General features: G+C 65.9%; 10 protein-coding genes and 1 pseudogene. 4 read left to right on the top strand and 7 right to left on the bottom strand.

Annotated features, from left to right (window positions below; genetic code table 11):
• Nucleotides 1–46: 46 nt before the first annotated feature.
• From CBI38_RS06040 to CBI38_RS06030, 3 genes are read left to right on the top strand one after another with little or no spacing between them, the layout of a single operon-like run.
• Nucleotides 47–499 carry a DUF4395 domain-containing protein gene (locus tag CBI38_RS06040; protein ID WP_109327244.1) on the top strand — a complete coding sequence of 151 codons (453 nt, stop codon included), beginning with the start codon at nt 47–49 and terminating at the stop codon, nt 497–499.
• A 60-nt stretch (nt 500–559) separates the two neighbouring features.
• Nucleotides 560–1,396, top strand: coding sequence for a sulfurtransferase (locus CBI38_RS06035; RefSeq protein WP_109327243.1), 837 nt, complete (start codon nt 560–562; stop codon nt 1,394–1,396).
• Between the two features lie 2 nt (nt 1,397–1,398).
• On the top strand, nt 1,399–1,704 hold the full coding sequence (locus tag CBI38_RS06030; protein ID WP_109327242.1) for a DUF1416 domain-containing protein: 306 nt from the start codon (nt 1,399–1,401) through the stop codon (nt 1,702–1,704).
• 63 nt (nt 1,705–1,767) lie between these two features.
• Here the strand turns inward: CBI38_RS06030 and CBI38_RS06025 are convergent, their stop codons facing one another.
• Nucleotides 1,768–3,057, bottom strand: coding sequence for a cutinase family protein (locus CBI38_RS06025; protein WP_418328316.1), 1,290 nt, complete (start codon nt 3,055–3,057; stop codon nt 1,768–1,770).
• Nucleotides 3,058–3,421: 364 nt separating this feature from the next.
• On the opposite strand from CBI38_RS06025, the gene CBI38_RS06020 reads away from it, so the two are divergent.
• The gene (locus CBI38_RS06020) at nt 3,422–4,024 is read left to right on the top strand and encodes a heme-binding beta-barrel domain-containing protein (protein WP_374433773.1); all 603 of its coding nucleotides are present in this window, start codon (nt 3,422–3,424) and stop codon (nt 4,022–4,024) included.
• Between the two features lie 19 nt (nt 4,025–4,043).
• Here the strand turns inward: CBI38_RS06020 and CBI38_RS06015 are convergent.
• The 6 genes and pseudogenes from CBI38_RS06015 to CBI38_RS05990 all read right to left on the bottom strand — a co-directional run bounded on the left by CBI38_RS06015 (nt 4,044) and on the right by CBI38_RS05990 (nt 12,411).
• A pseudogene (locus tag CBI38_RS06015) lies at nt 4,044–5,095 on the bottom strand (hypothetical protein).
• A 368-nt stretch (nt 5,096–5,463) separates the two neighbouring features.
• Nucleotides 5,464–7,143 (bottom strand): thiol reductant ABC exporter subunit CydC, encoded by a 1,680-nt coding sequence (gene cydC / locus CBI38_RS06010; protein ID WP_109327236.1) that lies wholly within the window; start codon nt 7,141–7,143, stop codon nt 5,464–5,466.
• Complete coding sequence (gene cydD, locus CBI38_RS06005) at nt 7,133–8,836, bottom strand: thiol reductant ABC exporter subunit CydD (protein WP_109327235.1); 1,704 nt, start codon at nt 8,834–8,836, stop codon at nt 7,133–7,135. Before cydD ends, cydC begins: the two co-directional genes overlap by 11 nt.
• A complete protein-coding gene (gene cydB, locus CBI38_RS06000) occupies nt 8,833–9,870 on the bottom strand; it encodes a cytochrome d ubiquinol oxidase subunit II (RefSeq protein WP_109327234.1) in 1,038 nt (345 codons plus the stop codon). Before cydB ends, cydD begins: the two co-directional genes overlap by 4 nt.
• Nucleotides 9,871–9,878: 8 nt before the next feature.
• Nucleotides 9,879–11,375 carry a cytochrome ubiquinol oxidase subunit I gene (locus CBI38_RS05995; RefSeq protein WP_109327233.1) on the bottom strand — a complete coding sequence of 499 codons (1,497 nt, stop codon included), beginning with the start codon at nt 11,373–11,375 and terminating at the stop codon, nt 9,879–9,881.
• A 163-nt stretch (nt 11,376–11,538) separates the two neighbouring features.
• Nucleotides 11,539–12,411, bottom strand: a complete 873-nt coding sequence (locus tag CBI38_RS05990; protein ID WP_109327232.1) for an aminodeoxychorismate lyase — start codon at nt 12,409–12,411, stop codon at nt 11,539–11,541.
• Between the last annotated feature and the right edge of the window lie 42 nt (nt 12,412–12,453).

Here is a 12,453-nt window from a genome sequence, read left to right as displayed (position 1 = left end):
GTCGGAGCCAGCCAAGCATTCAGCACTCACCGCAGGAGCACTTCTCATGTCCACAACCCTCGAAGTCGAGCAGGTCGACGTCCGTGGCCCCCGGTTCGCCGCCTGGGTCACCACCGCCGTCCTGGTCGCCGTGTTCGTTCTCTCTGCGTTCTCGTTGCTCGCCGCGGGCGTCCTGCTCGCCCTGCAGGCCGTCGTCTTCGCAGTCGGTGCGGCCACCGGGCCGCGCCGCAGCCCTTACGGCCGCATCTTCGGCGCACTCGTTGCTCCCCGGCTCGCCCCGGTGACCGAGAAGGAACCCGTCGCACCGCTTCGATTCGCCCAGTTCGTCGGTTTCGTCTTCGCAGCAGTCGGAACCATCGGCTTCCTGGCCGGTTCCGGCATCGTCGGCGCCGTGGCCACCGGTTTCGCCCTGTTCGCGGCGTTCCTCAACGCGGCGTTCGGCTTCTGTCTGGGCTGCCAGATCTATCCGCTGGTCGCACGGGTGCGCGCCATCGCCTGACCGCCACACACCACTGCACCATCCACCCGAACCGAGTAAGTACACATCGAAAGGAACACCATGGCTCGCTCCGATGTCCTAGTCTCCGCCGACTGGGCTGAGCAGAACCTCAACGCCCCCAAGACCGTTTTCGTCGAGGTGGATGAGGACACCAGCGCATACGACGGCGGCCACATCGAGGGTGCCATCCGCCTCGACTGGCGGAAGGACCTGCAGGACGGCGTCCGTCGCGACTTCCTGAACCAGCAGCAGTTCTCCGACCTCCTGTCCGCCAAGGGCGTCGCCAACGACGACACCGTCGTCCTGTACGGCGGCAACAACAACTGGTTCGCCGCCTACGCGTACTGGTACTTCAAGCTGTACGGCCACCAGGACGTCAAGCTGATCGACGGCGGACGCAAGAAGTGGGAACTCGACGGACGCCCCCTGTCCAAGGAGACCGTCACCCGCCCGGCCACCCAGTACAAGGCCGAGGCCCCCGACCTGTCGATCCGCGCGTTCCGTGACGAGGTCATCGACTCGATCGGCAACAAGAACCTGATCGACGTCCGTTCCCCCGACGAGTTCTCCGGCAAGATCCTCGCCCCGGCGCACCTTCCCCAGGAGCAGGCGCAGCAGCGCGGACACGTCCCCGGCGCCCTGAACATCCCGTGGAGCACCACCGCCAACGAGGACGGCACCTTCAAGTCGGACGACGACCTCGAGAAGCTGTACTCGGAGAAGGGCTACGACGAGTCCAAGCCCACCATCGCGTACTGCCGCATCGGTGAGCGCTCCAGCCACACCTGGTTCGTGCTCAAGGAAATCCTCGGCAAGTCCGATGTCAAGAACTACGACGGCAGCTGGGTCGAATACGGCTCACTCGTCGGCGCCCCGATCGAGTTGGAGGTTCACTGATCATGTGTGGAGCACCCGTACAGACCCAGACCCTGCCCGCAGGCGTGGACGTGGAGAAGGAAACGGTCATCACCGGCCGGGTCCTCGCCACTGACGGCCAGCCGATCGGTGGAGCGTTCGTGCGCCTCCTCGACGGCAGCGGCGAGTTCACCGCCGAGGTCGTTGCCTCTGGCACCGGCGACTTCCGCTTCTTCGCCGCTCCCGGCGACTGGACCGTGCGTGCACTGTCCAGCTCCGGCAACGGCACCGCCACGGTGAGCCCGAGCGGCGCAGGCGTTCACAACGTCGACGTCACCGTCGGCGACTAGTTTCACCGCACCACGAAGGCCCCGCTCCGTATACGGAGCGGGGCCTTTCTCGGCTGCGAGGGTCTAGCTGCCCGGGGTTGCAGCGTCCGGCTGCGCCGCTGTATCGCTGCCTTTTTCGGCGTGGGCCAAGTCGGTGATCCAATCGACCAGTTTCTCGCTCTCCCAGTACCAGGGGTCGTTCGGATTGTTGTTCCAATAGAGCAAGTGCTGGATGAACGCCAGGAAAATGTACGGCTTGACCACCAGGTCGAAGATGTCCTTGTTGTCCTCGAGGAATCCGGCGCCTTCGTCGGCCAGCTTGGCCTGCACCACGTCTGCGCCAGGCCCCGTCGCCCAGTTCAGCGCCTCGACAACCTGCTCGTCGGTCAACTGAATGTCGCGGTCTGGCCCATCGGGGTCATAGCTGAGGTCGGCCACCTTCCGCAGCACATCGAGAAATGATTCCTCCGAACCGAACCAGTCCTCATGGGTGATGATGTGCACGATGGAGCGCGCAGCCATGCCCGACACCGCGGTCGCGAAGTCGGAGAACGTCTGGCCCGGGTTCAGCACCGTGAAGTGCATCTGACCGAGCACTCCCAACGCGAGCTCGAGAACCGCGATGTCCTGAGGCGCGTCGCACGCGATGTCGTACGGCCTGCAGGCGTAGGTGATCTTCCCGTCCAGCGCGCCGTAGTCGGCGGGCTCGGACGCCATGAAACCGCCACCCGCCGGGCCGGTATCACCGAGCGACGGAGTTCCCGCGGGCCGGTACGGGTCGCCGATCAAGGCCACGCCGGCGATGTCGTCCGCAGTCACCAGCGCGGTGGAGTCGCGGTGACCGAGTTCGCGGGCCACCCTTTCCACCACCTCGGCGCCGACGCTGTACCCGACGAGAACGTAGTCGGTGGCATCACCACACTTCTTCTTGTTCTCGTCGAGGATCCGATTGGTCGAGGCAACACCCGCCGCCATCGAATCCTGGTACGTGGGAACGGGTTCGAGGAGTCCAACACCGTAGGTGGAGGGATAGGGGACGTACATCCATCCCACCTTCCCCGGCTCACCGGCGTTGCGCGCCCCCGTCGGAACCGTCACGTTGCCCACCCAATTCGACCAGAGCTGTCGCTCCTCGTCCGCGAGCGGGTTGCGGTCCTCCGTCGAATCGGTGGCGCCCGACACCGCGACGATCAGGACGTCCGGGCACTGGGTGGCGTAGTTGTTCGGATCCACCCGGTTCGTGTCGGCACTCCCCGAGCCGACACTTCCGGTGTCCGGCGCCGCCACCGCGACCACAGGCATCGCCGACGCGAGAAGAGTTGCTGTGGCGATGATCACACCTTTCATCAGTAGTTCAGGGCATGGGCGCAGCATGAAACCTCCATGGATATCGCGGAACGACCTGGCCGGATAGAGAAAGGAGAATCCCGGCCCCGAAGGCCGGCGACGCGAGAACCGTACTAGCCGTCCGGGAACGCCGCTCCCGTTTCGACCGTTCGAATGCGTCGGTTTAAGATGGCAGCGTGGTTATCTTCTTCGAGGTACTTCTTGTCCTTGCCGCCGTGTTGATCACGTGGTTCTCGCTGTACACGATCTACCGCCTGGTCACCGACGAGTCGTGAGTTCTTCCCCGGACTCAGGCGCAGATCCGTCTCCCGACCGGCCGGCTTCCGACGAGCAGGCCGGCGATTCCGCGACCGTTCGTCGCGGAAGCGGAGACGCAGCCGTCGCGGCCGCCATCGAGCGATCCAAGTCGACGGCGTCACGCAACATTCCCCTGCTTCCGGACCTTCCGCTGCCCGAGGACACCGCGAACCTGCGGCTCGGGCCGGACCTCAACAACGAACTCCTGGCGGTACTGCCCCTCGTGGGTGTGTGGCGCGGTGAAGGCGAAGGCCACGACCCCGAAACCGGTGACTACCGATTCGGGCAGCAAATCATCGTCTCTCACAACGGCGGCAACTACCTGAGCTGGGAGTCCCAGTCCTGGGTTCTCGACAGCGAAGGTGAATACGTCCGTCCCGATCTCCGCGAATCCGGTTTCTGGCGCATCAGCGGCGACGGCATACCCGGCAGCACCAACGAAGAAGTCGTCGAGCTGCTCCTCACCCACAGCTCCGGCATCGTCGAATTGTTCTACGGTCGCGCCCTCACGCAGTCGTCGTGGGAACTCGCCACCGATGTCGTCATCCGCAGCACTTCCGGTGCCCTCGTCGGCGGCGCCAAGCGTCTGTACGGCATCGTCGAAGGCGGCGACCTGGCGTACGTCGAGGAACGCATCATCGCCGACGGAGAACTTCTTCCCCGCCTTTCGGCGCGTCTTACCCGCTACATCGGCTGACCCCACCCGTGAGTACTTGTTAACACTCCGCGGTTGATAAGTGCGCACAGTGCGGGCACGGGTTGGGGCGCTCCAGCCACCGCGTCCGAGCACCGTTCGAACCTCCGCGGCGACGACGCACGGGCGCCGAGTCACTTCTTCCCAGCCGTACACCAGCGTCGGTTTTCCTGCGATTTCCGCTGCGTTGCCGCGGCGCCGGTCGCGCAGAGCAACCACGCGTGACGAGTGGTACCGCAATCCATCGAGTCTCACGATCAGCGGAATCCCGGTGTCCGAGTAGTCCACGTCTTCGTACAGGGTGCGGTCGTCGACGAGAATGGGTGACTGTCGACGCGCTGCCGGTAGCCCGTGCGCCTTCTCCACGTCTGCGGCGTAACGGTGCTCGAGGAGCGATTGAACACCGCCATCCGACACCGACACGAGTGCTGCGGTCAAAGCACGACGATATCTGCGCGGTGGCCGCTCCTCGATCCGTCGGAGCAGATCGTGCACCGGAACACCGCCAGTCGTCGCTGCTGCCACCACTACCCGGGCTCCAGTTGCCGCCGATGGTTCGGAAACGGCGAGGTCCAGGATGGTGTCCGCTCGCGATGTCCGCGGTGGCACTGTCGGCACGGTGATGTGGGTGTGTGCTCGGGAGCGATGCACGACGACACCGGGATGGAGTAGATCGCCCTCTCTCGGGACGAGCCGTTCGGACCGGCTACCGGCCTGCCGGTACGTAGGCGCCTGCGACTCCGCCGACAGTCCGTAGGGCACGGTCACGTGGACGGGCGCAGTGGCGTCGACGGATTCGAGCGCCCACTCCTCGGCCGCCGTGCGATGGCTGAGGACAGCCCTCGGACCACCGAACAACAGGGCCGCCCACAGAGTCATGGAGCGGTCGAGTGGTCCGTTGGTCACCGCATACACGCCGTGGAGCACGGCCGGCCACTGCCCCGACTCGACGCGATGCTGGATCTGGCGGGTCGAAAGACCCAAGTAGTGCAATTGCTTGGTGGTGATGATCCCGTGCTGGTAGTCGAGAACGCGCTGGAATTCGGGTGTGTAGTCGGATGTCGCGGTGGTCATGGTCCGAACGGTGCGCAGCGTCACCGACAGACCTATGGGCGAAAGCCGACGATCGGAATTGGCCTGTGGATGGATGTGAGGTTGTGGATAACCGCCTGTGAGTACTTATTAACAATGGATTGTTAATAAGTACTCACAGGTGCGGAGCGCAGAACGGCCCCCGAGCCTTCCGGTGCGGGTGCACCGGTCCCGATCTGGACCAGACCGGGGGCTCGGGGGCCGGGTAGCTGCCTGGGATTCGCTCGCCGCTCGCGCGGTCAGTGAATTCCGTCAGCGGTAGCGGCTAGCTGGCAGCCACCTCACGTGTCCGTTTGTCATTCAACTTCAGACCACCTCCTTCCTCGTGTACTCAAGAAAGTACGCCGCCCTCACATCGTCGGCAACGTATTTTCGCTCTCCGCGTTCTCGACGCGAATCACCACGTCAGCGCTGGTATCCTCCGGCAGCTGATGAGTGACCACGACGACGGAGCGCTCCCCCGACACCAGCTTTGCGTCCCGCGCGAGGAGATCCCGCAGCAGCTGCGCTCCGCTGTCCGTGTCGAGATGTTCGGTGGGTTCGTCGAGCAACAGCACGTCGGCGGGTGAGAGGAGGGCGCGGGCGAGCAGCAGCCTGCGACGCTGCCCGCCCGACACCGCCCGGGCGCCGCCGGAGAGCGTGGTGGCCAGGCCCTGCGGCAACTGCGAAACCCACTCCCTCAGCCCCACGGACTCCAGGACGTCGAGCGCCTCATGCTCCTGTAGATCGCCGCGTGCGACGCGCAAATTCTCGAGGACGGATGTGTCGAAAAGGTGCGCGTCTTCGGCGAAGAATCCGATCCGGCGTCGCAGGGAGTCGGGCCGGATGTCGGCCGGTGCGGCGCCGTTGACGTCGATCGCCCCCGACACCGGAGGTAGCAGTCCGGCCAGTGTCATCAGCGCCGTGGTCTTGCCGGAGCCGCTGCCGCCCACGATCGCGACCCGGGCGCTGGGCGGAAGGTCCAGGTCGATCGGCGCTGTTGTCCTACCACCGGGCCATCCGCATCGGAGACCGGTCGTTCGCAGGTGCACGGGACCGTCCAGTTCCCGGTCTCCGGGATGTGGGTCCGGGGTGGCGGCATCGAACAGCGCGAGGATACGACGTGACGCGATCCTGGCCCGGGTCAGCGCGACAGCGGCCGCGGGAAGGGTGCTGGTCGCCTCGAACGCCGACAGCGGCATGAGGACGAGGATGCCCAGGGCCATCGGGCTCATCGTCCCCGACGAGTACAGGTTCATGCCGATCAGCAGTGCACCGATCACGCTGGCCCCGACCGCGAGCGGGGTCGCGGCGTCGGCGAAGGCGCCGGGCACGGCGGCGCGGTCGGTCGCTGCGACGGCGGCCCGCTCGGCAGCGATCGCACCGTCGACGGTGCGGTCGAGTCGACCGGCCACTGTCAGTTCAGCGACGTGATCGAGCGCCGTGACGGCCTCTTCGCTGAAGCGTGCCCGCGCTGCTGCGCTGTCTTTTTCGGACATCAGCGCGGCGCGGGCGGACAGCACCGGCGCCGCAATCCCGGACACGGCGAGCGAGACCGCCAGGATCAGCGCCGCGGCGGGCGAGATGACAGCGAGGATGCCCACGGCGGCCACCGAGAGGACGACCGCGACTGCGATCGGCACCAGCGCACGCACGACGACATCGCCGAGAGTGTCCACGTCGGCCCCGGTGCGAGCGAGGAGGTCGCCGCGGCGCAATCCTGCCGCAGCTGCGGGATTGCCGGCGGCCAGCCGCTGGTACAGCCGACTCCGGGCGGACGTCGTTCCCCTGAGGGCGGTGTCGTGGGTGGCCAGCCGCTCGAGGTACCGGAACACGCCGCGGGAGATTCCGAGGGCACGGACCGCCACCACAGCGACGCTCAGATCGAGGACGGGCGGCATCTGCCAGGCTCTGGTGATCAGCCACGCCGAGAGCGCGGCGAGTGCCAACGCGCTTCCCAGGGTGGCTACGCCGGCGGCGACGGCCCGCAGCACTCTCTTCGGCTCGAGTTCGAGGAGCGGGAGAGCTCGCAGGAGCGGGTCATTCGACATCGGCACGCACCTCGATCACAGAATCGGCGGCTGCCAGCACACTGGCCCGGTGCGCGATGACGACGACGGTCTTTCCCGCCGCCGCGAGTCTGCGCAGCGAGTAAAGCACGGTTTCTTCCGACCTGTCGTCGAGGTGCGCTGTCGGTTCGTCGAGGATCAGGACCGGACGGCGGGTGGCGAGCACACGGGTCAGCGCGAGCCGCTGACGCTGGCCCAGCGACAAGCCGGCTCCGCCTGCCCCGACGCGGGTGGACCACCCGTCCGGAAGCTCGGCGAGAACCGCATCGAAACCGGTTGCCGCGCAGGCTGCCCCAATATCCTCGACGTCGCCGATCAGCCGAAGGTTCTCCTCGAGGGTGCCGGGTACCAGGACGGGACGCTGCGGCAACCAGGCCACCTGCGCCCACCACGCGGTCCGGTCGAGTTGCGGGACAGGCGTTCCGGCCACCCGCACCTCACCTGCGTCCGGGTCCGTGAGAGCCAGAAGTACCTGCACGGCCGTCGACTTGCCGGAGCCGTTCGGTCCGGTCAGCGCGGTGACCCGAGCAGGCTCGAGCACTCCCGACAAGGCATGCGGCGCCATCCCGCGGCGCGACTGCACACTGACGCCGTCGAACTCGATGCTCGCCCCTCGTGCGTCGATACGGCCGATGCCGCCGCCGTTGCCGGGCAGTTCGGTATCGATCACCGCGAATGCCCGTTCTGCGGCGGCGATTCCGTCTTCCGCGGCATGAAAGCGTGTTCCGACCATCCTCAGTGGGAGATACACCTCGGGCGCGAGGATGAGCGCCACAATTCCTGCCTCCAGGCTCATCTCGCCGTATACCAGACGCAGACCGATACTGACGGCGACCAACGCGACGCACAGTGTCGCAAGCAGTTCGAGCACCATGGACGAGAGGAACGCCACCCGCAGGGCGGACATCGCGGTGCGGCGATGTGCGTCACCGAGTTCGCGCACGCGTGCGGCGGGTCCGTGCTCACGCCCCAGCGCGCGGAGCGTCGGCAGACCGGCGAGTAGGTCGAGCAGCTGCGACGACAGCGCCGTCATCGCGGTCAGCGTCTTAGCAGCCTTGCCTCGGGTCAGTAACCCGATGAGGATCATGAAGATCGGGATCAACGGCAACGTGACGAAGATGATCGCCGCGGACGTCAGGTCCTGAAAGACGATGACCGCCAGAGTCGCCGGGGTGAGCGTGGCGGCCAGAACCAGGGCGGGGAGATACCCCGTGAGGTAGGGCAGCAGACCGTCGATCCCGCGCGTCAGTACCGTTGCGATCTCGTCCCGACGCACGTCGAGGTCGCGGGGCCGAATCCGGGCGGCGACACCGAGTACTTCACCCTTCAGTTCTGCCACCACCCGACTGGCTGCGCGATGGGCGAACCTCGATTGCAACCAGGTGCCGAGGACCCGAACTCCCATCGCCAACAGAAGAACCGACAGTTCGGTGATCCATCGGCGAACGTCGGTGACGTCGTCGACGATGATTCCCGCGAGTATCCGCCCGAGGGCCAGGGCCGAGATGACGACCATCGCGACGTTGACGACCGACAGGCCGACGGTCAGGACGAGATAGCCGCGAGCCGCGGCGGAGTAGCGCCACAGCCGGGGGTCGATCGGCGGCCGTGAACCGGCCTTCCCGGTGGGACGCTCACCGGGGAGACGAAGTTCGCTTCCTGTGTCGACGCTCATCTGCGCCCGAGTGGGAGACCGATCGACGGCGGGATCTGCTTGGTCGAAATACGTTGCCGGAACACCCAGTACGTCCAGCCTTGGTAGAGGAGGACCACCGGAGTGAGGAAGGCAGCCGCCCAGGTCATCACTGTCAGCGTGTACGGACTCGAGGACGCGTTGTCGACAGTCAGGCTGTACGCAGCGTCGAGGGTGGACGGCATGACGTCGGGGAACAGCGAACCGAACAGCAGCACCACGCTCGCGATGACGGCGATCGACGTCAGTGCGAATGCCCAGCCCTCACGTCCGGCCCGGGTGAGCGCGACCACCCCGGCGAGAGCAGCGGCTGCCGCGGCCACCAGGATCCAGGTCCACGCCTTGCCGTGCGCCAACTGCGTCCACAGAACGAACGCCCCGGCTACCGGAACTGTGGGCAGTGCCAGCTTCGCTGCCAGTTCGACAGCGTCGACGCGGACCTCGTCGGCGGTCTTCAGCGCCAGGAAGACGGCACCGTGCAATGCGAACAGGAGCGCCGTGGTCAGACCACCGAGCAGCGCGTAGGGATTGAGCAGATCGAGAAGACTGGAGGTGACCACCTTCTCGGCATTGATGTCCACTCCCCGCACGATGTTCGCGAAGGCCACACCCCACAACACCGCGGGGACCCACGACCCGAAGACGATGCCCCAGTCGCAACGCCGGCGCCAGGTGTCGTCGTCGATCTTGCCGCGGTACTCGATGGCACAGATCCGCACGATGAGGGCCACCAGAATGAGCAGGAGCGGCAGGTAGAAACCGGAGAACAATGTGGCGTACCACTCGGGGAACGCTGCGAACAAGGCACCGCCCGCCGTGATGAGCCACACCTCGTTGCCGTCCCACACAGGACCGATGGTGTTGAGGACGACTCGCCGGCGAGTGTCGCCGTCGGCATCCTTGCGCCTGCCGAGCACCGGCATCAGCATCCCGACGCCGAAGTCGAACCCCTCCAGCACGAAGTAGCCGGTGAAGAGCACCGCGATCAGGATGAACCACACTTCTACGAGTCCCATGACCTCTCCTAGTAGGCGAACGAGAGTTGCTTCGGCGTGCCCGGCTCTTCGGGTTCCTCGTCGTCGTCACCCGGCGGATGGGCATCGTGCTCGAGTGGCCCCTCGACGGCGTAACGACGAATCAGCATGAACCACACCACACCCAGTGCGCCGTACAGGAGCGTGAAGGTGATCAGCGAGAACCACACCGTCCACACCGAGTGATGCGACACGCCCTGGTCGACCGTCAGCCGGATCATGTCCACCCCGGTGGGATTGGGCGCGACCACCCAGGGTTGGCGGCCCATCTCGGTGAAGATCCAGCCGGCGCTGTTGGCGAGGAAGGGTGTCGGGATCGCGGCGATGCTGAGCCACGAGAACCACTTCTGGTCGGGGACACGGTTGCCGCGGGTGAGCCACAACCCGGCCACCGCAAGCAGAGCGGACCCGGCGGCCAGACCGATCATCGCGCGGAACGACCAGTAGGTGACGAATAGGTTGGGGCGATAGTTGCCCGGACCGAACTGTTCCTCGTACTGGGCCTGCAAATCCTCGACGCCCTGCAACGTCACCCCGGTGAACTCGCCCTCGGCGAGATAGGACAGGACGAACGGCACCTCGAGCACATGCTTCACACCGTCGCAGTTGTTGTGGGTGCCGACCGTGAGAATGGAAAAGTCGGGGTCGGTTGCGGTGTGACACAACGATTCTGCCGACGCCATCTTCATGGGTTGCTGCTCGAACATCAGCTTGCCCTGCACGTCGCCGGTGTAGACGAGTCCGACACCGGCGGCAATCACCACCAGGAGCGACAGGCGCGCGGCCGGACGGAACATGGTCCGTGCGTCACCTTCGAGCTTCGCCGCCTCGGGTGCGGTGGCCGTCCGCGCCCGTCGCATGTTGCGCACCATCCACCATCCGGAGATACCCGCGACGAACGTTCCGGCGGTCAGGAACGCCCCTGCCACCGCATGCGGGAAAGCTGCCATCGCCGTGTTGTTGGTGAGCAGCGCCCAGATGCTGGTGAGTTCTGCGCGACCGGTGTCGGGGTTGTACGTGGCGCCGACCGGATGCTGCATGAATGAGTTGGCCGCGATGATGAAGTACGCGGACGCATTCACCCCGACCGCGACCAGCCAGATGGTCGCCAGGTGGACGAGCTTCGGCAGCCGGCCCCAGCCGAAGATCCACAGCCCCAGGAAGGTCGACTCGAGGAAGAATGCGACGAGCCCCTCGAGCGCCAACGGGGCGCCGAACACGTCTCCCACGAAGCGCGAGTACTCGCTCCAGTTCATGCCGAACTGGAATTCCTGCACAATGCCGGTCGCGACCCCGAGCGCGAAGTTGATCAGAAAGAGCTTGCCGAAGAATTTGGTGAGCCGATACCAGTGGGCCTTGCCGGTGACCACCCACATCGTCTGCATTGCAGCGATCAGAGGCGCGAGCCCGATCGTCAGCGGGACGAGAATGAAGTGATAAACGGTGGTGATGCCGAACTGCCACCGAGAGACATCCAGGGTATCCATGGCTACTCCGAAACTGGGCCCTAGGACAGGCTTCGGGGTCGAGGCGTGGGCATCCGCTCGATCCCTGTGCGCGTGATCCTGTCGAGGCAGTCCTTTTTGCGAGACGCTTCCCTCGCACGACTTCCCCGACGGGACCTAGCTACTACCGAATGTAGTAGGCCTGTCAAGCCTCGGCAGACTCCGAGCCCGCGGTCTCGACCGCAAGGTCCACCAGCTTCACGATCTCGTCAGCGAGAGGGGGCTCCGGAAGCACCAGTCCGTCGATCTTGCGCACCCGAGCCGCCATGGTGACGCTGGAGATCAGCCAAACACCTTCTGCAGTAATGAGATCCGCAGGACGCAGTGCAGCATACTCACAGCGGAAGCCTCTTTTGGACGCCACGTCGTACAGCGCCTGCTGCGTAGTCCCCGGCAGGATGCCGTGCTCCGGCGGCGGGGTGAGGAGCGTTTTCTCCCGGGCGATGACGACCGTGGAACGTGGCCCTTCCAACACATTGCCTTCACTACTGACGAAGATCACATCGTCGGCGCCCAACGTCGCCGCGTAGCGCAGAGCCGCCATGTTGGTCGCATATGACAAGGTCTTGGCCCCGAGCAGCTGCCACGGCGCACTCGCCGACAGGTCCACGGAGTACCCACGCGCCAGTGTGAGAACCGACACGCCGTCGCGACGAGCGTCGAGAATGCGATCGGACACCGCACCGATCGTGACGAACGCCGTCGGGTCACCCCCAGATTCCCTCCCTCGGCTGAGCACCAGACGCATCGCACCCTCGCGTTCTGAGCCCCACTGTTCCACGGCAAGTTCGATCGCGAGGCGCCACTCGTCGAGATCCAGCATCGGCAGGGCGAGTGCCCGGGCGGACGTCACGAGCCGGGACAGATGCGGTTCCACCTTGAGCGCCCGGCCGCCGCGCACGAGCAGTGTCTCGAAGACACCGTCGCCGCGCACCACCGCCAGATCGTCCGCGTACAGGAGCGGGGCGTTCGCATCGCGTACCTCGTGGTCCAGCGTCACCAGCACTGCATCAGACATGGAGCCAGCCTATCTACCCTGCCTGCCGCCCCACCCCCTCCG

The organism is Rhodococcus oxybenzonivorans (assembly GCF_003130705.1).
Taxonomy (GTDB): Bacteria; Actinomycetota; Actinomycetes; order Mycobacteriales; family Mycobacteriaceae; genus Rhodococcus_F; species Rhodococcus_F oxybenzonivorans.
Note: the sequence above shows the minus strand (reverse complement) of the source record. Positions and strands in the feature narration are given on the sequence as shown.